This is a genomic window from Staphylococcus sp. HMSC06C11, from assembly GCF_001808345.1.
Lineage (GTDB): Bacteria > Bacillota > Bacilli > Staphylococcales > Staphylococcaceae > Staphylococcus > Staphylococcus capitis.
Window position 1 is genome coordinate 254,914 of record NZ_KV793038.1, and the last position, 22,341, is coordinate 277,254.

At 32.0% G+C, this 22,341-nt stretch carries 23 protein-coding genes and 1 riboswitch; of the genes, 3 read left to right on the top strand and 20 right to left on the bottom strand.

What is annotated here, in order from left to right; all coding sequences use genetic code 11:
• Nucleotides 1-62 precede the first annotated feature (62 nt).
• The 15 genes from HMPREF3154_RS04610 to HMPREF3154_RS04680 form a co-directional block, all read right to left on the bottom strand.
• Nucleotides 63-1,370: a dihydrolipoamide acetyltransferase family protein gene (locus tag HMPREF3154_RS04610; protein ID WP_023350219.1), complete on the bottom strand. Its 1,308-nt coding sequence runs from the start codon at nucleotides 1,368-1,370 to the stop codon at nucleotides 63-65.
• Nucleotides 1,371-1,382: 12 nt separating this feature from the next.
• A complete protein-coding gene (locus HMPREF3154_RS04615) occupies nucleotides 1,383-2,366 on the bottom strand; it encodes an alpha-ketoacid dehydrogenase subunit beta (RefSeq protein ID WP_023350218.1) in 984 nt (327 codons plus the stop codon).
• Complete coding sequence (locus HMPREF3154_RS04620) at nucleotides 2,359-3,357, bottom strand: thiamine pyrophosphate-dependent dehydrogenase E1 component subunit alpha (RefSeq protein WP_023350217.1); 999 nt, start codon at nucleotides 3,355-3,357, stop codon at nucleotides 2,359-2,361. Before HMPREF3154_RS04620 ends, HMPREF3154_RS04615 begins: the two co-directional genes overlap by 8 nt.
• A 14-nt stretch (nucleotides 3,358-3,371) precedes the next feature.
• Nucleotides 3,372-4,793 carry a dihydrolipoyl dehydrogenase gene (lpdA, locus tag HMPREF3154_RS04625; RefSeq protein WP_070474407.1) on the bottom strand — a complete coding sequence of 474 codons (1,422 nt, stop codon included), beginning with the start codon at nucleotides 4,791-4,793 and terminating at the stop codon, nucleotides 3,372-3,374.
• Between the two features lie 276 nt (nucleotides 4,794-5,069).
• Nucleotides 5,070-6,746, bottom strand: coding sequence for a DNA repair protein RecN (recN, locus tag HMPREF3154_RS04630; protein WP_023350215.1), 1,677 nt, complete (start codon nucleotides 6,744-6,746; stop codon nucleotides 5,070-5,072).
• A 15-nt stretch (nucleotides 6,747-6,761) separates the two neighbouring features.
• On the bottom strand, nucleotides 6,762-7,214 hold the full coding sequence (gene ahrC / locus HMPREF3154_RS04635) for a transcriptional regulator AhrC/ArgR (protein WP_002433875.1): 453 nt from the start codon (nucleotides 7,212-7,214) through the stop codon (nucleotides 6,762-6,764).
• Nucleotides 7,215-7,568: 354 nt separating this feature from the next.
• Nucleotides 7,569-8,450 (bottom strand): polyprenyl synthetase family protein, encoded by an 882-nt coding sequence (locus HMPREF3154_RS04640; protein ID WP_070474410.1) that lies wholly within the window; start codon nucleotides 8,448-8,450, stop codon nucleotides 7,569-7,571.
• Nucleotides 8,428-8,658, bottom strand: coding sequence for an exodeoxyribonuclease VII small subunit (locus tag HMPREF3154_RS04645; protein ID WP_030059022.1), 231 nt, complete (start codon nucleotides 8,656-8,658; stop codon nucleotides 8,428-8,430). The genes HMPREF3154_RS04640 and HMPREF3154_RS04645 overlap by 23 nt, the downstream gene beginning before the upstream one ends.
• On the bottom strand, nucleotides 8,651-9,988 hold the full coding sequence (gene xseA / locus HMPREF3154_RS04650; protein ID WP_030059020.1) for an exodeoxyribonuclease VII large subunit: 1,338 nt from the start codon (nucleotides 9,986-9,988) through the stop codon (nucleotides 8,651-8,653). Before xseA ends, HMPREF3154_RS04645 begins: the two co-directional genes overlap by 8 nt.
• Nucleotides 9,989-10,002: 14 nt before the next feature.
• Nucleotides 10,003-10,392 carry a transcription antitermination factor NusB gene (gene nusB, locus HMPREF3154_RS04655; protein WP_002433628.1) on the bottom strand — a complete coding sequence of 130 codons (390 nt, stop codon included), beginning with the start codon at nucleotides 10,390-10,392 and terminating at the stop codon, nucleotides 10,003-10,005.
• A 238-nt stretch (nucleotides 10,393-10,630) separates the two neighbouring features.
• Nucleotides 10,631-10,993 (bottom strand): Asp23/Gls24 family envelope stress response protein, encoded by a 363-nt coding sequence (locus HMPREF3154_RS04660; RefSeq protein WP_002453324.1) that lies wholly within the window; start codon nucleotides 10,991-10,993, stop codon nucleotides 10,631-10,633.
• Nucleotides 10,994-11,004: 11 nt separating this feature from the next.
• Nucleotides 11,005-12,360, bottom strand: a complete 1,356-nt coding sequence (gene accC, locus HMPREF3154_RS04665) for an acetyl-CoA carboxylase biotin carboxylase subunit (protein ID WP_002433804.1) — start codon at nucleotides 12,358-12,360, stop codon at nucleotides 11,005-11,007.
• Nucleotides 12,360-12,833, bottom strand: a complete 474-nt coding sequence (accB, locus tag HMPREF3154_RS04670; protein ID WP_002433598.1) for an acetyl-CoA carboxylase biotin carboxyl carrier protein — start codon at nucleotides 12,831-12,833, stop codon at nucleotides 12,360-12,362. The genes accC and accB overlap by 1 nt, the downstream gene beginning before the upstream one ends.
• A 467-nt stretch (nucleotides 12,834-13,300) precedes the next feature.
• Nucleotides 13,301-13,858 (bottom strand): elongation factor P, encoded by a 558-nt coding sequence (gene efp, locus HMPREF3154_RS04675; protein ID WP_070474412.1) that lies wholly within the window; start codon nucleotides 13,856-13,858, stop codon nucleotides 13,301-13,303.
• Between the two features lie 26 nt (nucleotides 13,859-13,884).
• Nucleotides 13,885-14,946 (bottom strand): M24 family metallopeptidase, encoded by a 1,062-nt coding sequence (locus tag HMPREF3154_RS04680; RefSeq protein ID WP_023350210.1) that lies wholly within the window; start codon nucleotides 14,944-14,946, stop codon nucleotides 13,885-13,887.
• A 104-nt stretch (nucleotides 14,947-15,050) separates the two neighbouring features.
• Here HMPREF3154_RS04680 and HMPREF3154_RS04685 point away from each other — a divergent pair, with 104 nt between their 5' ends.
• Nucleotides 15,051-15,632: a hypothetical protein gene (locus HMPREF3154_RS04685; protein WP_030059019.1), complete on the top strand. Its 582-nt coding sequence runs from the start codon at nucleotides 15,051-15,053 to the stop codon at nucleotides 15,630-15,632.
• Nucleotides 15,633-15,645: 13 nt separating this feature from the next.
• On the top strand, nucleotides 15,646-15,864 hold the full coding sequence (locus tag HMPREF3154_RS04690; protein ID WP_002433847.1) for an SA1362 family protein: 219 nt from the start codon (nucleotides 15,646-15,648) through the stop codon (nucleotides 15,862-15,864).
• Nucleotides 15,865-15,919: 55 nt separating this feature from the next.
• Here HMPREF3154_RS04690 and HMPREF3154_RS04695 read toward each other — a convergent pair whose 3' ends face one another.
• Nucleotides 15,920-16,750, bottom strand: a complete 831-nt coding sequence (locus tag HMPREF3154_RS04695) for a lipoate--protein ligase family protein (RefSeq protein WP_023350208.1) — start codon at nucleotides 16,748-16,750, stop codon at nucleotides 15,920-15,922.
• 161 nt (nucleotides 16,751-16,911) lie between these two features.
• Here HMPREF3154_RS04695 and HMPREF3154_RS04700 point away from each other — a divergent pair, with 161 nt between their 5' ends.
• Nucleotides 16,912-17,298 carry a rhodanese-like domain-containing protein gene (locus tag HMPREF3154_RS04700; protein WP_002433796.1) on the top strand — a complete coding sequence of 129 codons (387 nt, stop codon included), beginning with the start codon at nucleotides 16,912-16,914 and terminating at the stop codon, nucleotides 17,296-17,298.
• Between the two features lie 229 nt (nucleotides 17,299-17,527).
• Here HMPREF3154_RS04700 and gcvPB read toward each other — a convergent pair whose 3' ends face one another.
• From gcvPB to HMPREF3154_RS04720, 4 genes are all read right to left on the bottom strand, one after another.
• Nucleotides 17,528-19,012 carry an aminomethyl-transferring glycine dehydrogenase subunit GcvPB gene (gcvPB, locus tag HMPREF3154_RS04705; RefSeq protein ID WP_023350207.1) on the bottom strand — a complete coding sequence of 495 codons (1,485 nt, stop codon included), beginning with the start codon at nucleotides 19,010-19,012 and terminating at the stop codon, nucleotides 17,528-17,530.
• Nucleotides 19,005-20,351 (bottom strand): aminomethyl-transferring glycine dehydrogenase subunit GcvPA, encoded by a 1,347-nt coding sequence (gene gcvPA / locus HMPREF3154_RS04710; protein WP_023350206.1) that lies wholly within the window; start codon nucleotides 20,349-20,351, stop codon nucleotides 19,005-19,007. Before gcvPA ends, gcvPB begins: the two co-directional genes overlap by 8 nt.
• Nucleotides 20,352-20,369: 18 nt before the next feature.
• A complete protein-coding gene (gcvT, locus tag HMPREF3154_RS04715; protein ID WP_023350205.1) occupies nucleotides 20,370-21,461 on the bottom strand; it encodes a glycine cleavage system aminomethyltransferase GcvT in 1,092 nt (363 codons plus the stop codon).
• Between the two features lie 74 nt (nucleotides 21,462-21,535).
• Nucleotides 21,536-21,673: riboswitch (glycine riboswitch) on the bottom strand.
• A complete protein-coding gene (locus tag HMPREF3154_RS04720; protein WP_029625706.1) occupies nucleotides 21,670-22,179 on the bottom strand; it encodes a shikimate kinase in 510 nt (169 codons plus the stop codon). (Overlaps the previous riboswitch by 4 nt.)
• Nucleotides 22,180-22,341: the final 162 nt, after the last annotated feature.

Here is a 22,341-nt window from a genome sequence, read left to right on the forward strand (position 1 = left end):
AAACTGTCGACAATATCAATGAAGTTGTCGACAGTAATATATGGATATGTGAGATTGAAATCTTAATAGATATTTGTATTCTCAATAGAATATTGTTCAATACGTTTTTTAATATGATTCATAAATTGACCTGTTTGTAGTCCGTCAAGGATACGATGATCGATCGAAATACATAAATTAACCATACTTCTAATTGCAATCATATCATCTATAACAACAGGCTTTTTAACCACAGATTCCACTTGTAATATTGCGGCTTGAGGATGGTTAATAATTCCCATTGAAGACACTGAGCCAAATGAACCAGTATTATTTACTGTAAATGTGCCACCCTCCATATCTGCTTGAGTAAGTTGGCCATTGCGAGCTTTTGTAGCTAAGTCATTGATTTCTCTAGCAATACCCTTGATAGATTTTTCATCAGCATGTTTAATGACCGGCACATATAATTTATCTTTATCAGCTACAGCAATTGAAATATTAATATCTTTATGAATAACTATTTCATCACCTTGCCATGTGCTATTTAGTAAAGGATGTGCTTTCAAGGCATCAGCTACAGCTTTTACAAAGAATGCAAAGAATGTCAGATTATAACCTTCGTTTTGTTTAAATGTGTTTTTGTGATGATTTCTTGTTTTAACTAAATTCGTTGCATCAGCTTCTATCATCATCCAACCATGAGGAATTTCAGTAACACTTGTCACCATATTTTGAGCAATTGCTTTACGAACCCCTTTAACAGGAATTGTACTTCCTTGATTGTATGTTATATCGGACTCAGATTGACTTTGAGATTGTAAAGTTTGTTGAGATGATTGGTTGTTTTGACTCTGATTACTAGTGGAATTGCTAGTTGTATTTTCAATCATTTCAGGATTATTAATTACTTTTTCAATATCTTTTTTAGTGACACGTCCACTGAAACCTGTACCCACTACTTGAGTTAAATCGATGTTGTTTTCAGAAGCTAATTTGAAGACAACAGGTGAAAAACGACCATTATTTTTAGGTTGTAAAGATGAATCATTAGTATTTTCATTTATTTCCGATTGAGACAAATTTTTTTTATGACTAGAAGATTGTTCTTCATAAGAATGATTTGCTTCTGTCTCACTATCTATATCATCTCTTTCTTCTCCTGTATCGATTTTACAAATTACTGCATCAACGCTTACTGTTTCTCCTTCATTAACTATAAGTTCGGTAACTTTACCTGAAACTGTAGAAGGTACTTCAGCGGTAACTTTATCTGTAATTACTTCACATAAAGGTTCATATTCTCCTACTTCATCGCCTACAGCAACTAACCATTGTTCTATTGTACCTTCATGAACACTTTCACCTAATTTAGGCATTTTAATTTCCAATTGATACCCTCCTTAGAATTCCGCTAATTCGCGCATTTTTTCTCGTATCTTTTCAGGACTCATCATTATTTCATTTTCTAAGACAGGTGAAAATGGCATAGATGGAACGTCGGGTGCAGCTAAACGCATAATCGGTGCATCTAGTTCAAATAAGCAATGTTCTGCTATAATTGCCGAAACCTCTGACATAACGCTACCTTCTAAATTATCTTCTGTAACGAGTAAAACCTTGCCGGTTTGTTTAGCACGATCAATAATAGTTTCTTTATCTAATGGATATACCGTTCTTAAGTCTACAACTTCAACATTAATACCGTCTTCAGCTAAAATATCAGCTGCTTGTAAACAATAATTAACCATTAAACCATAAGTGAAAACAGTGATATCATTGCCTTCTCTTTTTACATCTGCTTTTCCTAAAGGTACTGTATAGTAATCTTCTGGAACTTCTTCTTTTAAAAATCGATAAGCTTTTTTGTGTTCAAAGAATAAAACTGGATCATTAGATTCAATTGATGATAATAATAATCCTTTTGCATCATAAGGTGAAGAAGGAATTACTATTTTTAATCCTGGGGTTGAAGCGAAAATGCTTTCAATACTTTGTGAGTGATACAAACCACCATGAACACCTCCACCAAAAGGTGCTCTAATAGTTATAGGACAGCCCCAATCATTGTTAGAACGGTATCTCATCTTAGCAGCTTCACTTATTATTTGATTAGTCGCTGGTAGAATGAAATCCGCGAATTGAATTTCTGCGATAGGACGTTTACCCATCATTGCTGCGCCTATTGCTGTTCCTATAATATTTGACTCTGCAAGTGGGGTATCAATTACACGTTCTTTTCCATATTTTTCTTGTAAGCCTTGTGTAACGCCAAATACGCCACCCTTTTTACCTACATCTTCACCTAAGATGAAAGTATTTTTATTTTTTTCAAGTGCTAAATCATGAGCTTGGCGAATTGCTTCTAAATAGGATAATTTAGTCATTTTCTTGGCCTCCTTCATCATAAACGTGTGCATATGCTTCTTCGATTGAAGGATATGGAGCCTCTTCAGCGGCCTTCGTCGCTTTATTAATTAATTCTTTGTGTTCTTGTTCTAAATCAGAAAGCCATTGTTCATCTATAATCTCATTTTCAAGTAAGAAGGATTTAAATTTAATATTACAGTCTCCTTCTTTAAGACTATCACGTTCTTCTTGAGTACGATATTTATCATCGTCATCTGAAGAATGTGGTGTCATTCGAGAAGTAACAGCTTCTATTAAAGTAGCGCCTTCTCCATTTAAAGCACGATTTCGTGCTTCTTTCATAGCTTTATAAACAGCAATAGGATCATTTCCATCTACTTGTTCACCATACATACCATAACCTAAAGCACGATCAGAGAGTTTTTCAGCAGCGTATTGTAATGAATCTGGTACTGATATAGCATATTTATTATTAATAATCACGCAGACAAAAGGTAAATCGTGCACACCTGCAAAGTTAAGACCTTCATGGAAGTCGCCTTGATTTGAACTTCCTTCCCCAACAGTTGCGGTAGCTATATTTTGTTTATTATCCATTTTTAATGCAAGGGCAGCACCTACTGAATGCGGAATCTGAGTTGCTACTGGAGAACTCTGAGATAAGATGCCTTTATCTTTATGACTAAAGTGAGATGGCATCTGTTTACCGCCGGAATTGATATCATCTCTTTTACCGAAAGCAGATGACATCGTGTCTAAGGGTGTTATACCCATATATGTAACAAATGCTAAGTCACGATAATATGGAGAAGAAATATCCCCTTCTTCCATAGCGTATGCCATACCAATTTGAGTGGCTTCCTGTCCTTGACCACTTACAACGAAAGGAATTTTACCTGCGCGGTTAAGAAGCCATAATCTCTCGTCTACCTTTCTTCCTAAGTCCATCCATTTATACATCATCTTGAGGTCTTCTTCAGTAAGGCCTGCTGACTTATAATCAATCATTATTTTACCTCCTACTATACGTGAATCGCTCTACCTTCAACTTTTAATCCTAATTCCATCAAAACTTCAGATAAAGATGGATGAGCATGGGTAGTTAATCCAAGTTCTAAAGATGAGCCATTCATAAATTGCAATAATGAAACTTCATTAATCAATTCAGTTACATGAGGTCCAATCATGTTAAGACCAATGATTTCATCATTTTCTTTATTAATAATCACTTCGCAAAAACCATTTTGCTCACCAATATCATCAATCATCGCTTTCCCAATTGCTTTAAATGATACTTTATAAGCACGCGCTTTAATGTTTTGAGCTTTGGCTTCTTCAATATTTTTACCAATTGAAGCGATTTCTGGATATGTGTAAACACATTTTGGTACCAGGTCATAATTAACGGGTATAGGACGCCCATCAAACATGTGTTCAACTGCAACTAAACCTTCTTTTGAACCTACATGAGCAAGCTGAAGTTTACCTATGCAATCTCCTGCAGCATAAATATGCTTATCTTCAGTTTGTTGATATTCATTAGTGATAATATGTCCTGCTTTATTTGTTTTGATTTTTGTATTATTAAGACCAATATCTTGTGTATTTGGTGTTCTACCAACAGATATTAAAACTTTATCTACTTTAATTGCATTATTTTCAAAATAAATTGTAACACTATCATCATCTTTTTTAATACTATTTTCATCTAATTGGATATTCTCGTAGAAAGTTACACCTCTATGAGATAATTCTTTTTTTAATGATGAAGCGATTTGAGTACTTTCAGTTGGTAAAATACGGTCATTTGCTTCGATAACAGTAACTGAAGTTCCTAGGTCATTCATTAGTGAAGCAAATTCTAATCCGATGACACCACCACCTATAATCGCCAAATGTTCTGGTAAAGACTCAATTGAAAGGATATCGTCACTTGATAAAATACGTTCATGATCAAATTCAATAAATGGTAATGATTTCGGTGTAGAGCCAGTAGCAATTAATACAAATTGATTTGGTATTAAATCAGACTCACCATCTTCGTATTCCGCTGAAATCGTACCACTTTGAGGTGAAAATATAGATGTTCCTAATATTCTACCAGTTCCATTATATATATCTATGTGATGGTGTTGCATTAACTGGTTTACACCTGTATGCATTTGATTCACAATATCATTTTTACGTTTTAAAATATTTTCAAAATTAACATTAAAATTACTTACATCAATACCAAAAGTACTAGCATTTTTAATAGTATGATGTATTTCAGCAGATTTTAATAAAGATTTAGTAGGTATACACCCTTTATGTAAACATGTGCCACCTAATAAAGATTTTTCAACTATTGCTACTTTCTTACCTAATTGCGAAGCTCTGATAGCAGCTACATAACCAGCAGTTCCTCCACCAAGGACGACTAAATCATATTGTTTTTCTGACATGGTCTTACTCCTTAAATATTTAGAAGACTAAATATGTCTGACATTTATAATCAAGACATCTTAGTCCTCTAATAAAATTACTTATTTTAATATTGAATTACATATTGAACTAAAGGTGATGTAATTCAAGATGTTCTTATAAATTAATACTTTCCTATTTTACATCAATTCGGATAGTTATTAAATTTAAAAATTAATGACAAATTTTTAAGAATCGATTCATTATACTCTTTTATAGAAAAATTTTAAATGTGCTACTACTAAAATGGATAAAGATTAATCCCTGTGATTTTGAGCAATCATTTCTTTAGCGTTTTCTCTTGTTAAATCAGTAACACTAGCTCCGGAAATCATTCGCGCTACCTCGTTAATTCTATCGTCATCTAATAACTCTTTAACTTGAGTAGTTGTCCTGTCATCATGTGAGGCTTTACTTATTAGAAGATGATGATCACTCATTGAAGCAACTTGAGGTAAATGAGAAATACATATGACTTGTATGAATTGAGCTATGTCTCTCATTTTTTCAGCCATTTTCTGTGCTGCCTGTCCAGAAACACCTGAATCCACTTCATCAAATAGAATTGCTGTTTGGCCACGTGATTTAACAAATATGCTTTTTAATGCAAGCATTATTCGAGATAATTCCCCTCCTGAAGCAATTTTATTCAAGCTTTTTAAAGGCTCTCCTTTATTAGGGCTAATTAAAAATTCTACAAATTCGATTCCTTCGTAGTTAGGTTCATCAAGAGGTTTGAAAGATATTTCTAAATTTGCATCTTTCATTTGTAAATTTTGAATTTCAGAAACAATATGGTCACGTAATTCCCTAGCGACGCGTCGCCGTTCTTTTGATAATGCTTTACCTATATCAATTACTTCTTGATAAAGTTGGTTAATTTCTTCTCTTAATTGTGATGAACTTTGTTCATAGTTTTCAATTTTATTAATCTCATTCTCTAACTTACTTTGATAAGCAATGAGTTCAGGAACATCTTTTCCATATTTTCGTTTTAGGTTATTTAAAAGATTCATCCTTGATTCAAGTTCATTTAATACTTGTTCATCAAATTCGGTGTTTGCCATTTCATCATATATATCATGTTTTGCGTCTTCAAGAACATAGTAGAATTGGTCAATATCTTCTTTCAATTTTTCGTATTTTTCAGGAACAATATCATTGATAGATTGAAGATGATTACTTAATTCGTATAATCGATCCGGAATAGCATTCTCATCTGTTAGTACTTGATGCGCATTATTCAATGCTAGGCTCAATTTTTCAGAATTCTGAATACGTTTAATATCAACTTCTAGTTGTTCTACTTCATCTTCTTTTAAAGAAGCTTCTGTAAGTTCTTCGAATTGAAATTTCATCAAATCAAGACGCTGTAGCAATGCTTGATCGGCTGATTCCAAATCTTCTAATTCTTTTCTTTTATCTTTATATTGATTGAAAATATTTTTATATTGTTGTAGCAAATCAGAATATTGATTTTCTGCATAATCATCGAGTAATTGAAGATGATATTTTTGCTTGAGTAATGATTGAGTTTCATGTTGTCCATGAATATCTAATAATTCTTGCATCACTTTTCTTAAATCTTGAAGTGTGACAATTTGATTATTGATACGACAAATGCTTTTACCAGAACTAAAGATTTCTCTCTTAACTAATAAAAAGTCTTCATCAATATCAATGGATAAATCTTCTAGAATAGATATTGCATCTTTGCTTTCATCTATATCGAATATACCTTCAATGATAGCTTTTTTCTCGCCATGACGCACATAATCAGAAGAAGCGCGCATTCCTATTAGCTGTCCAATTGCATCAATGATGATAGATTTACCTGAGCCTGTTTCGCCACTTAGGACTGTTAATCCATCTGAAAATTGTATTTCAAGTTTATCAATGATAGCAAACTGTTTTATTGATAAGGTTTGTAACATAAATTCATCGCATCCTTATAATAAATTAAAAATTCTAGTTTTTATCTCTTCACTTGCTTCTTCATTTCTACAAATAAGTAGACATGTATCATCGCCACAAATGGTACCAAGTACTTCATCCCAATCAATTTGATCAAGTATAGCTCCGATTGATTGTGCGTTACCTGGAAGTGTTTTAAGTACAAGTAAGTTTCCAGTTCCCTCTATATTTACAAAAGAATCCATTAAATATCGTCCTAATTTTTCTAAAGGATGATATTTTCTATCATTCGGTAAACTATAAACATATTGACCTGAAGGTGCGGGAACTTTAATTAATTGTAATTCTTTTATATCTCTTGAAACTGTTGCTTGTGTCACGTTTAAATCATATTCATTTAATCGTTTTACCAATTCATCTTGTGTCTCTATTTGTTCGTTCGAAATAATTTCTCTAATTTTTATATGTCTAACTGATTTTTTTGGCACAATAAACACCTCTAGTTACGAATATTTATACAATGATTTTAACACAAGCGACTCGTAACTACTACTAAACACTATTTAACTTTAACATTATTATTTTTTATCTTTGGCATGATAAAGGCATTTATTATAAAAATCCAAACTTTAACATGATAAAATAATTTATTGAATAAAAATTAGCGAATGAATATTTTTTGTATATGGAAAACAAAATATATATCAAATAATAAGGTTTTGTATCTAAGATTTCAAAATGAAAATATAATAGCTAAAACAAATCTAAAATTTAGCCTATAAATGAACTAGAACTCATCCATTTATAGGCTATAAATTAAAATCTAAATATCTTTATTAAATTTAATGATCTCTATTGTAAAATAAATCAACAATTTTTATTAATTCTGAAGTTTGATATTGTGAAGATATATTATTCAGACATTCCAAAGCTTGATTCTTATGATATTCCAGTTTGTCTTCAGCATCCTCTTTGCCTAATAAGGAAACATAAGTACTTTTATTATTCGATTCATCACTACCTACCGCTTTACCTATTTTTTTCTCATCGCCATAAACATCTAATAAATCGTCTTTAATCTGAAACATAAGTCCTAAATGTTCGCTGAATTCATTTAGATTGTGAGACGTCTTCTGATCTACTTGTGCAATATCTACAGCAGCCATTACTGCAAAAGTAAGAAGAGCACCTGTCTTTGCTTTATGAATAGACTCTAAAGTTTTTAAATCAACTGTTTGATTTTCGCTTTGCATATCTAATGTTTGTCCGCCAACCATACCGATATGTCCGCTTGCTTTAGATAATCGTTGTAAGACTTTTACTTTAACATTATCTTCAATTAAATCGTCATTTGAGACTAATTCAAATGCCTTTGTTAAAAGTGCATCTCCAGCTAATATTGCTTTCCATTCACCATAGACTTTGTGATTAGTTAGTTTACCGCGACGGTAATCGTCATCATCCATTGCAGGTAAATCGTCATGAATGAGTGAGTATGTATGAATCATTTCTAAAGCTAAAGCACTTTGAAGTCCTTTATGATAGTCTTCATTTAGCATATTTAATGTAAGTAATAATAATACAGGTCGAATTCTTTTTCCGCCGGCCTGAAGTGAGTACATCATGCTCTCTTCTAAATCGGTATTTAGATGAGATTCTGGAATTGCCTGCTTAAGATTAGTATTAACTTCTTCGATTAAATTACTCATTGTTAACTTCTTCATTTTCTTGTTCCTCAGCTTCTTCTTGCATTAATTTGTTCACTTTTTTCTCTGCATCTTTTAAAGTTGTATCACAAGCAGTTGATAATTTCATTCCTCTTTGATATAAGTCTAGTGATTCCTCTAATGAAACTGTTTCATTATCTAATTTTTGAACGATATTTTCTAGTTCTTGCATCATTTCTTCAAAGCTTTGCTTTTCTTTACTCATCATTACACCTTACTTTCTTTACAGTAGCATCAACGTTGCCATCTTTCATTGTTAAAGTGATTGTATCATTCTCAGTAATATCATGTGTACTTGTAACTACTTTATCATCCTTATTTACAATTGCATAGCCACGTAACATTGTATTAGTAGGACTCAAATTATTTAGATTTTCAATTTTATTTTTTAAATCTGTTTGTAATTTTGATAATTCATTTGTTATTGCTTGAGTCATACGTTCACGATATTGGGACACATGCATTTTATCTTGAGAAATGTTGTTATTGAGTGTTTTTAAATTGAAATGTTGTTTCAATAGCTTGAGGTTTTGAGTATGCTTTTCAAGATATGTCGACATCAATTGCTTAAGTTGTTTTTCAAGGTCATCACGCTTTTGAATTTGTTGATCATACAATAGTGAAGGTTGCTTAAATTTATAATAAGAATTTAGATGATTTAATTGTTTCTTCTGTTGTTCGATATATTGTTTAATAAACCTAGTTAATGAAAATTGATATTGTTTAATTTGTTGCATTAATTCATATTGGTCGGGTGTTGCGATTACAGCTGCTTGTGTAGGAGTAGCTGCTCTAACATCAGCTACAAAATCACTTAAAGTAAAGTCAGTTTCGTGTCCCACAGCTGAAATAATTGGTGTATTACAACTATATATTGCTTTAACTACTTCTTCCTCATTGAAGTTCCATAAATCTTCAATAGAACCACCACCACGCCCAACTATGATGGTGTCTACATCAAGTGTGTCAGCATGTTCAATTTTCTCTATAATATCTTGTTTTGCTTGCGTACCTTGTACCAATGTACTGATGTGTATCTGTTCAACTAAAGGATATCGACTGTTAATTGTTGAATGAATATCTCTAATTGCAGCACCAGTACTAGCTGTTAGGACCGCAATTCTTTTGGGAAATTTGGATATAGGTTTCTTAACGCTGCTATCGAAATAACCTTCTTTTGTAAGTTTCTTCTTAAGTTCTTCTAACTTTTGATATAAATTTCCAATTCCGTCAAGTTGCATCTTATTTACATAAATTTGATAGTTGCCCCTTCTTTCATAAACGGAGACACGAGCTTCGAGTAGAACTTCATCACCTTCTTTAGGTTCAAAGCCTAATTTAGAAGCATTACCTTTAAACATCATAGCGCTAATCACACTCTCTTTATCTTTAACGTTAAAGTATAAGTGTCCGCTTGAATGTTTCTTAAAGTTTGATAATTCTCCCTTTATTAAAACAGATTGCAAATGAGGATCTTGATCAAATTTATATTTAATGTATTTAGTTAAAGTAGTAACACTTAAATATTCAGTCATACATATCACTCATTTTAATTATTTATATTACTTAAAACACCATTAATAAATTTATAATGACCATCATCACTAAATTGTTTAGTAAGTTCAACAGCTTCATTGATGATAACTTTTTCAGGAGTGTCACTGTGTAACATTTCAAATGTAGCCATTCTTAAGATAATACGGTCAGATTTTAGTAAACGTTCAATTGACCAATCTTTTAAATATGGTTTAAACTTCTCATCTAATACAGCTTCATGATCTTTTACTCCTGTAACTAACCAGTTAATAAAATCAAAGTCTAAATCTGGATAATCATCTTTTATAAAGTTGATTGCTTCAGTGATACTTAAATCAGATTCTTTCATTTCTAATTGAAATAAAGTTTGAAAAGCTTGAATTCTTGATTCTTTACGACTCATATTTTACTCCTTCAAACGTATTTATATAATTAATGAGGCTGAAACATAAAACATTGTCTCAGCCATAATTAGCATATTGGTGAAAATGACTGAATTAAAAATTTTTTAAGTTTTTTTCAATTCAAATCAGTCTAACCAGTAGGAATATCATAGAGTGTACTACATTTATAAGTGACGCTTTATTTTGAATTAGAATTTTAATAAATGCTACTTCTATAATACCTCTACTTTGTACTATTTATTTTTCCACTACAATTTGTGTAATATGAATGTTAATTTGTTTTGGTTCAATTGCTGTCATAGTTGTTATTGAATTAAAAATTGCAGATTGAATATTATTGGCTGTTTTAGAAATATTTACTCCGTGCTTTAAAGCACAATAAATATCAATGTATATACCATCATCTTTAGCCTCAATTTTTACATCTCTATAGAGGTTTTTTCGACTAATTTTCTCTAAATTCGTCTTGCTTAATTCAGCAAAATGGCCTGTGATTCCATCGATTTCTGACGTGGCAATACTAGCAATAACAGATAAAACTTCTGGCGCAATTTCAATTTTACCTAAATTCGATTGAGAATAATCTGCTACATTGACCATCCGATAACCTCCTATTGATCATCATCCATAATATTGTATTTTTCTAAGAATTTTGTATTAAATTCACCACTTCTAAAGATTTCATTATTTAGTAGTCTAAGGTGGAACGGAATAGTAGTATCTATTCCTAATACAAGATACTCACTTAGTGAACGAATACCAGTCATAATGGCTTCATCCCTAGTAGGTTCATGTACAATAAGTTTAGCTACCATAGAATCATAATATGGAGGGATTGTATAGTTAGTATAACATGCTGATTCTATTCTCACTCCAAAACCACCTGGTGCTAAATATTGAGTAATCTTACCTGGTGAAGGCATAAAGTCTTTATATGGATTCTCAGCATTTATACGGAATTCTATAGCATGGCCATTAATTGAAATATCCTCTTGTTTGAATGGTAAAGCTTCACCCATAGCTACTTTAAGTTGTAATTTAACTAAATCCACACCAGTGACCATTTCAGTAACAGGATGTTCTACTTGAATACGAGTGTTCATTTCCATGAAATAGAAATTATCATCATCAAGATCGTAAATGAATTCTATCGTACCAGCGTTCTCATAGTTAACTGCTTTAGCTGCTCTAACAGCCGCATTTCCCATTTCTTGACGTTTTTCTTCACTTAAAATGGGAGAAGGCGCTTCCTCAACTAATTTTTGCATTCTACGTTGAATCGTACAATCACGCTCACCTAAATGTATGACATTACCATAACTATCTCCGACAATTTGAATCTCAATATGTCTAAAGTTCTCAATAAACTTCTCTAGGTATAAACCACCGTTACCAAAGGCAGTTTCTGCTTCTTGTTGAGTCATACGAATACCTGTTTCAAGCTCTTTCTCGTCACGTGCAACACGAATACCTTTTCCGCCACCACCTGCAGTAGCTTTAATTATTACAGGATAACCAATTTTTTTAGCTACTTTCTTAGCATCATCGATACTTTGGATAAGTCCTTCACTACCAGGTACGACAGGTACATTAGCTTTAATCATTTCTGCTTTAGCTACGTCTTTAATTCCCATTTTTTGAATAGATTCATAACTTGGACCAATGAATTTAAGTTGACATGCTTCACATAATTCTGCAAAGTCGCCATTTTCAGCTAAAAATCCATAACCAGGATGTACTCCGTCACAACCAGTAGAAGTCGCAATAGATAATATATTAGGTATGTTCAAATAAGAGTCCTTAGATAAAGTTGGACCGACGCAATATGCTTCATCAGCAATTTGAGTATGTAATGCATCTTTGTCCCCTTCGGAATATATAGCTACTGTTTGGATACCTAAATCATGAGCAGCTCTGATTATTCGAACAGCTATCTCCCCACGGTTTGCGATTAATATCTTATTCATTATTTCACCTTAAATAACGGCTGGCCATACTCTACCATTTGTCCGTCTTCTACTAAGATTTCCACGATCTCACCTGATGTTTCAGCTTGAATCTCATTAAATAATTTCATTGCTTCAAGAATACATACAGTTGTGTCGTTTGAAACTTTATCCCCTACTTGAACATAAGCATCTTCCTCTGGCGAAGGTGATTTATAGAATGTACCAACCATTGGCGCATTAATCGTTTCGTAATTATCACTAGCAGATTCTTGAGTTTCTTCCCCTGATTGAGTAGTTGATTGAGGTTGTGGCGCTGCTTGTGGTTGAGAAATCTGTTGTGCAGGTTGTTGAGCTACTTGAGGTGTAATGATTTCAGTTTCTTTCTCTTTTTTAAGATTAACAACGCTACCTTTGTTATCCTCAATGTTAATTTCAGTTAAATTAGATTGATCAAGAATTTCAATTAATTCTTTTATTTCTTTAAAGTTCATTTCGTACTGACTCCTTAGGTTTGTTTTCATCTACCCGTCTATTTTACTTGAGTCATTCACTCAATTCAAGCATGTTCATATGATGAAACATAGATAACAGGCTTAGTAACTTATAATTTAAAAAACAAAAATTGCAACAAACGGGTTAAGTAATAATTATTAATTAAATCAAGAAAAATACTCAAATATAGATGCCATTATATTTTCTAGTAAGTTTTGTAGCGATAATGATGCGAAGACGTTTGAATGCTTATCAAAATGATTCTGAGGTTGGGTAAATAGTGGTTCAGATTAATAATTCTAAGTTAAATTAAACTACGACATGAATTAAATGTTCAGTGGTGGATAAATTTTGATTTTATGTTACTTTTATTGAAGTAAAAGTCCAAAAAATATTACCCCCCTTAAGAATGCACACCAATTTCAATGTACACTTTAAGTGGGGATAGTTAATAAGTATAATTTGTCTAGCCTCTAGAAATGTAACTTCCGTCACCAGTATTAATTACTAAAACATCTCCTTCATTAACGAATAAAGGCACATTTAAAGTATATCCAGTTTCTACAGTAGCAGATTTTGTTGCGCCTGTTGCTGTATCACCTTTAATACCTGGTTCAGTTTCAGTTACTTCTAATTCAACTGTTTTAGGTAATTCAACTCCAATAATTTCTCCTTCATATGATTGAACTTGAACTTCCATATTTGCTTTTAAATAGTTTAATTCATCTTTTAAATAATCACCAGGCAATTCGATTTGATCGAAAGTTTCATTATCCATAAAAATATGATTATCTCCATCAGCATATAAATATTGCATGCGACGGTTTTCAATCATCGCCTGTTCAACTTTCTCTCCTGCTCGGAATGTTTTTTCTTGGATAGCACCTGTTCTTAAGTTTCTTAATTTAGAACGAACAAATGCAGAACCTTTTCCTGGTTTTACGTGTTGGAAATCAATAACTTTCCAAATTCCATTATCTACAGAAATTGTTAAGCCTGTTTTAAAATCATTTACTGAAATCATTCAGTCTCCTCCTCAATTATACGCGCTTACTCTAAAATAATAAGGTCTTTTGTGCATTTAGTAAAGACATCACAGCCATTTTCTGTGATTAATATATCGTCTTCTATTCTAACACCACCAAGTCCATCGACATATATACCTGGTTCAATTGTTACACAATTATTAACTTTCAATTCACCTTCGCTATTCTTAGATAGCAATGGTCCTTCATGAATATCTAAACCTATACCATGTCCAAGAGAATGACCAAATTCCTTTCCATAACCATGAGACTCGATATAATCTCTTGATAAAGCGTCAGCTTGTTGAACAGTCATACCAGGTTTTATTTCTTCGATTGCCTTAATTTGAGATTGTAGCACGATTTCATATATTTCTTTCATCTTTGGATCAGGTTCACCTATAGCGAAAGTACGCGTTATATCGGAACAATAACCACGATAGTACGCTCCAAAATCTAAAGTAATCATATCACCTTTTTCGATGCGTTTGTCACTAGCTACTCCGTGAGGTAATGCGCCTCTATAACCTGATGCTACAATTGTATCAAAAGATGGACCATCAGCACCTAATTCTAACATTTTACTTTCTAGGCGCGCTTTGATTTCTCTTTCACTCATACCCACTTTTGCTATTGATAAAATATATTCATATGTTTTATCCACAATTTCTGCTGCTTTTTTTATAAGTTGAATTTCTTCTTTATTTTTCACTTCTCTTATCTTATCAATAGAATCCCTTATACTAATCAAAGTAATTATACCTTTATTAAGTTCAACATATGTATCATAACTAATTAAGTGTCCTTCAAAACCGACATTCGTTAACTTTTTACTTTCTAATATTTGTTTTATTTCTGAAATTAACCCACTTTGACGATTAATAATTTCAAATTCAGTTGCTTGATTAGTCGCTTGTTCAATATATCTAAAATCAGTTACAAGATAATTTTTATCAGGGGTTATTATCAAAGCGCCACTTGTTCCCGTGAATCCTGAAAGATATCTTCGATTAAAATCAGATAGAACAATAAGTGCATCCAAACGTTTATGCTCCAAGATTTCATGAACTTGTTTTAATTTATTCATTTGCATCACTCCTAATGATAACGTTTGTACATTTTTATTTTATACATTAAAATGATAGCATAATTAATAACGATTATAATAGTTTTTGGTTTAGGGAGAATACAATGAAAAAATTTATATTAGTGCTAGGAGCATCTTGTTTGTTAGCAGGTTGTGGAAGTCAAAACTTGGCTCCATTAGAGGATAAGACTACTAAATTACGAGATGATAATCACCAACTTAAGTTAGATATACAGCAACTTAATCAAGATATAAGTAACCAAAAATCAAAAATTGCTGGATTAAAACAAGATAAAGAAAATAGTAAAAAGACATCCTCTAACAAATTGAAAATCAAAAATTTAAAAGCATCGTCCAATTTTTATGATAAAGTAGCTGAGGCTATAGGAGATTATAAGAATATAGAGGCAGATGTTACAAAGAACAAAGGTAAAAAAGATATTCAAGATAAGTTAGATAAAATTACGAATAAAATTAATGAAGCTTTTTCAACTTATAAAAGTTCGGTTGACAATGATTCTAATTCTGAAGAAGATAAACAGAAAAGAAAAGAGATTAGCAAATTTGATAAAGATTTATCAGGTGCGATGAATAAAATTAGAAACGGCTATCAATCAAAAGACGCTAAACAAATTAAAAAAGGTCAACAAAAACTTACTACCGTAAGTTCAAATATTAGTAGTTAATAGGAGTTTTTAGATGCGTTATATCATCTTTTATATTATATTGGCTATTGCTGCTTTTGGATTAATAATGAATTTAGATGAATTTCTTTTTTCAATAATTAAGACTTTAATAAGTTTTGCAGTAGTAGCTTTAATTATTTATCTCATTTATTATTTCTTTTTCTTAACTGAAGATCAAAGGAAGTATAAGAGAGCTGCTCGAAAGTACAAACGAAAAAATAGAAAACATTAAACAAAAATAGCATTGAAGTATGCGAATTAAACTTAACTTCAATGCTATTTTGATATTATTTTCGAAACATCCAATCGTCAGAACGATATTTTTCTTCAAGTTCTTTTACCTCAGCAAGCTGTTGTTCTGATAATTCTAAAGGTTTGAACTCAATATTTAATCCAGTCTTGAACCCTTCTTCAAAGGCTTTTTCCATTTCACTTAAAGTAATATGAGTGTCAGAAATGTCATTAATTGCCACTGCTTTTTCAACGAAAGCTTCCTTCATTTTAGCTTTAAGTCGATCATTTTTGAAAATAAACATATCAAATAGTTCGTCAATATCAATATCTTGTAAAATTGAGCCATGTTGTAAAATGACGCCTTTTTGTCTTGTTTGAGCACTTCCTGCTATCTTTCTACCTTCAACGACTAATTCATACCAACTCGGAGCATCAAAACATACTGAACTTCTAGGTTGTTTTAACTTTTCTCGCTCTTCCTTTGAACGAGGAACGGCAAAGTATGTCTCAAACCCTAAATTTTTAAACCCTTCTAATAAACCTTGAGAAATTACTCTATAGGCTTCTGTAATCGTTGAAGGCATATTTGGGTGGGACTCAGGAACTATCACGCTATAAGTTAATTCTTTATCATGTAAGACGCCTCTCCCCCCTGTTTGACGTCGAACTAAACCGAATCCTTTTTCATTAACCTTTTCAATATCTATCTCTTTTTGTAATCTTTGAAAATATCCAATTGAAAGTGTCGCAGGATTCCAAGTATAAAATCTTATAACAGGATCAATCTCTCCTCTAGAAACAAAATTAAGTAATGCTTCATCCATAGCCATATTATAGTACGGATCTTGATTTCCTGTATTAATAAAGTTCCAAGTTTCAGTCATAAAAAAAACCCCTAACAAAATGTTTAAAGACTTAACTATTAAGTATATTTGTATATATCTAGTTTATATGATTTAAACATAAACTAACCCGAAAAAATATTTTGATAAATTGTCCTAACAGTCTTATAATTATAATATCGGTTAATTAGGGAGGATGCAAGATGGGTATCTCTTTGTACATTGCAATTGGAATCATCGTGATTATCATTGCGTATATGGTCATCCAACAAATTCTTAATAAACGAGCTGTTAAAGAATTAGACCAAAATGAATTCCACAAAGGCTTGAGAAAAGCTCAAGTTATAGATGTTAGAGAAAAAGTGGATTATGATTATGGTCATATTAATGGTGCGCGTAACATTCCAATCACAACTTTTAAACAACGTTACCAAGGTTTAAGAAAAGACCAACCAATTTATTTGTGTGATGCTAATGGAATAGCGAGTTATCGTGCTGCTCGTATATTAAGAAAAAATGGCTATAAAGATTTATACATGCTTAAAGGCGGATATAAAAAATGGACAGGTAAAATTAAATCTAAGAAATAATTTTACGACCATATCGTTTCGCCTAGTAAATTTCACCCTTGAAATGTTGTAATTTGAATTATAACTTTTTAAGGGTATTTATTATTGCAGTAAAAAATAATATTTAGGCTTTAAAGGTAATCTTTTGAAAAATAATTTATTTAGCTTAATAAGAGAAAAAAGCTCAATGATGTATTATAGCTTAAACATCATTGAGCTTTACTATTTTAAGTATAATTAATTTTCAATATTAATGTTCAATTGTTTTTTCTTGTTTTAAATCTTCGAATTTAAGAATTGGCTTACGTGCTGCAGTTGTTTCGTCTAATCTATCTATAATGGTTGTGTGCGGTGCTTCAAGCACTACATCAGGATTATCTTTCGCTTCATTAGAAATTTGTATTAGTGAATCTACAAAATGATCTAATGTTTCTTTAGATTCAGTTTCTGTAGGTTCGATCATCATTCCCTCTTCAACATTAAGTGGGAAATAAATAGTCGGAGGATGAACTCCAAAATCTAAAAGTCTTTTTGCCATATCTAATGTACGGACGCCAAATTGTTTTTGTTTCGTTCCGCTCAAAACAAACTCATGTTTACAATATTGGTCATATGGGATTTCGAAATGGTCTTTTAGACGTGCTTTAATATAATTAGCATTCAGCACAGCAGCCTCTGAAACTTCTTTAAGTCCTTCAGCACCCATAGTTCTAATATACGTATAGGCTCTTAAATAAATACCAAAGTTACCATAGAATGGTTTAACTCTTCCAATTGAGTTTTCAATGTTATTATCATACTTATAGAACTCGCCATCTTTAATGACCATCGGCTTAGGTAAGTAGCTAGATAACTCTTTTACCACACCTACTGGTCCTGAACCAGGGCCACCGCCACCATGAGGTCCAGTAAACGTTTTGTGTAAGTTCAGATGAACTGCATCAAAGCCCATGTCTCCAGGTCTAACTTTATCCATTATTGCGTTTAAATTTGCGCCATCGTAATAAAGTAGACCACCAGCTTCATGAACGATTTCTCTAATTTCCATAATATTCTTCTCAAATATACCTAATGTATTTGGATTAGTTAGCATGATAGCAGCTGTATTCTCATTTACAACTCTTCTTAAATCATCAATATCTACTTCTCCGCGCTCATTAGATTTAACAGTGACTGATTTAAATCCGGCAAATGAGGCTGAAGCAGGGTTTGTACCGTGAGCAGAATCAGGTACAATAACCTCATCTCTATGTCCTTGTCCATTATTCTCATGATAAGCTTTGAAAATCATGAGAGCTGTCCATTCACCGTGCGCGCCTGCTGCTGGTTGAAGTGTTACTTCATCCATACCTGTAATTTCTTTTAGCTCTTCTTGCAAACTATAAATAATTTCAAGTGAACCTTGAATGTGTTCTTCCTCTTGCAATGGATGAGATTCACTAAATCCAGGTATTCTAGCAACTTTTTCATTAACTTTAGGATTATATTTCATCGTGCATGATCCCAATGGATAAAAACCAGTGTCTACACCAAAATTTTTATTGGAGAGTTCTGTGTAATGTCGAACTAAATCTAGTTCAGCTACCTCAGGAAACTCGGCTTTATCTTTACGAATATATTTGTCATCCAATACAGAGGAAATTGTAATGTCCTCAATATCACTTTGAGGTAAAGAATACGCATATCTACCTTTTTTGGATCTTTCAAAGATTAATGGACTTGATTTACTAACCATTTAATTCACCAGCTTTCTGAACAAAATTATCAATTTCTTCTTTAGTTCTTAATTCAGTTACGGCAACTAGCATATGATTGTTGAAGTCATCAGAAACTTCACTTAAATCAAAACCACCAATAATACCTTGGTCAGCTAATTTTAAATTTACTTCTTTAATAGGTTCATCAAATTTAACTACAAATTCATTAAATGAATTACCATCTAATACCTCAAAGCCTTTATGTTTAAATAGTTGTTTAGCATAATTAGCATGTTTTAAATTTTGAACAGCAATATCATATATACCTTGTTTACCAAGAGCTGACATAGCAATTGAAGATGCAAGTGCATTAAGTGCTTGGTTAGAACATATATTTGAAGTCGCTTTATCTCTTCTAATATGCTGCTCTCTAGCTTGTAAAGTTAGTACAAATCCACGATTGCCTTCATCATCCTGAGTTTGACCTACTAAACGTCCAGGTACTTTACGCATTAACTTTTTAGTTGTAGCAAAATAGCCGCAATGAGGTCCACCAAATTGTGTAGGTATACCGAACGGTTGAGTATCTCCAACAACTATATCCGCTCCAAAAGTACCTGGTGGTGTTAAAAGACCTAAAGCTAGAGGGTTAGCATATACTATAAATAATGCTTTTTTATCTGCAATAAAACTATTTATTTTTTCAAGATCTTCAATTGAACCATAAAAATTTGGATATTGTACTGCAACTGCGGCAGTATCATCATCAATTGCTTGTTCTAATTTTTGTAAATCAGTTATTGTTCCATTTAAATCGATTTCAACTACTTCAAACTCTTTACGTGTTTTAGCGTAAGTATGTAAAACTTGTAAAGCTTGATAGTGTAAACCTTTTGAAACAACAACTTTATTCTTTTTAGTCTGACTGAAAGCTAAAATACAAGCTTCAGCAAAACTAGTCATACCATCATACATAGATGAATTTGCAACATCCATATCTGTTAGTTCACAGATTAAAGTTTGAAATTCAAAAATTGCTTGTAACTCACCTTGAGAAATCTCAGGTTGATAAGGTGTGTACGCAGTATAAAATTCTGATCTAGAAATCATGGCATCTACAACTGCAGGAGCATAATGATCATATACACCAGCACCTAAAAATGAAGCGTGAGTTTCTTTTGTGATATTTCTATTGGCAAGAAGATTAAGTCTTCTTACTAAACTAGTTTCTGCCTCTCCCTTAGCAATATTTAAATTTCTATCTAATAAAATATCGGCTGGGATATCACCAAATAATTCTGAAATTGATTTTGCTCCAATAGTATCTAGCATTTCTTGTTTATCTTGATCTGTTAAAGGTATATAACGATGACTCACTATTTACACCCCTCCGTATTATTTAGTAATTTGATTTTTCTTAACAATTTTTGCTTTAACTTGGCGCTTACGAACTTGTATAAGCACTTCTTTACCCATTTCGAATGCATCTCTATTTATAATAGCTAGTGCGATAGATTTACCTGAAGAGGGAGATTGAGTTCCGGATGTTACCTCTCCAATGTGGTTACCTTCTAAATCAAATACTTCGTAACCTGTTCTAGCAATACCTTTACCTATTATCTCTAATCCAACAGTTCTTTTAGTGGAACCATTTTCTTTTTGATCTTTAAGAACAGATTTGCCAATAAATTCTTCTTCAATAAGAGGTTTAGCAGCAAAAGCAATACCTCCTTCATAAGGAGTAATAGATTCTGTTAAATCTTGACCATGTAGAGGTAAACCTGCCTCAAGGCGTAAAGTATCACGAGCACCTAAACCACAAGGAACAACGTCATATTCTAATAATTGATTCCAAATGTCTACTGTGTCTTCAGATTTACAATAGATTTCGAAACCATCTTCCCCTGTATAGCCTGATTGTGAAAGAATGATATTTTTATCAAAAAACTTCACATCTTGTTTAAATTCAAACATACTCATGTCACTAACATCCACATCAGTATGTTCATTCACAAGATGTCTAGCTTTTGGTCCTTGAATAGCAAGTTGACCATATATATTTGAAGAATTATTCACATTAACATCAAAATTGCTACTTTGCTTAGAAATCCAATTAAAATCTTTATCAGTATTTGCCGCATTTACTATTAATAAAAAGTGGTTTTCTGCTAACTTGTATGTAACTAAGTCATCTATAATACCACCTTCTTCATTACATAAAGCTGTATACATCGCTTTAGTATCTGTAAGATTTTTAGCATCATTTGATAAAATATACTGAACAAAGTTAAATGCTTCATTACCAGTAATTTCTATCTCTCCCATGTGGCTTACATCAAAAAGACCAATTTCATATCTCACAGCGTTATGTTCTTCTTTAATACTAGTGAATTGAACAGGCATAGCCCATCCACCGAATTCAACTATTTTCGCACCATTATCAACGTAGTTTTGATATAAAGGTGTCTTTTTAAGTTCAGTTGTCATTAGAAAACCCCCTATTTTTAATAAAAAACAGGATAGCATAGAGCTACCCTGTTAAAATAATTCATCCAGGAACGCGTTACAGTATTATCCTTTTGCCTGAGAGTTTCGTTAAATAACTTGCACCTTCGGCGATAAAGCTAAATATTTACAATATTCTTAAATTAATTATTATGTAGATATGTTTTAGCTTTATTCTCTCTAATACTGATCAATCGCAAAATAAATTTTGTAAAATCTTTTCATATATTTCAGAAACAGTGAGTGCGCTATTCACCTTCATGAATGCGGTTTCATTATATCTTGAAACCCTTGAACAATACAAGGTATTTAATTGTTCTAGAGATTTATCTTTAGCATTGGGTCTATGAGGATCACTAACTATACGTCGATAAATAACATTGATATCACAATCAAGCCATATAACATTCTTTTCATTTTTAAGTAGTTTCAAAGAATCTTTATTTTCGATTATTCCTCCACCAGTAGATATAATTTCGAATGTATTCAAACACTCTTTTAAATACTTAAATTCTAAATCACGGAATTTTTGTTCTCCATGTTCCTGAAATATATCGGGAATTGATTTGTTTTCATTTCTCTCGATATATTCATCTAAGTCTACATAACTTAAATTTTGTAAATCAGAAAGATATCGTCCAATCGTCGTTTTACCAGTGCCCATGAAGCCAACAAATATAATAGGTGCTTTACTTTTAATCAATCTAATCTACCTCTTTTTTAATGTTTTAACAATAACATCATCATAGTAAATATCTAAGTTATGTAATGTCTTTAATTTTAAACCATATTGAGTAATATAAAAAGATATAATTGATAAATAAAATGAAAAAATTACTACTAAATATAAACTAATGAACGC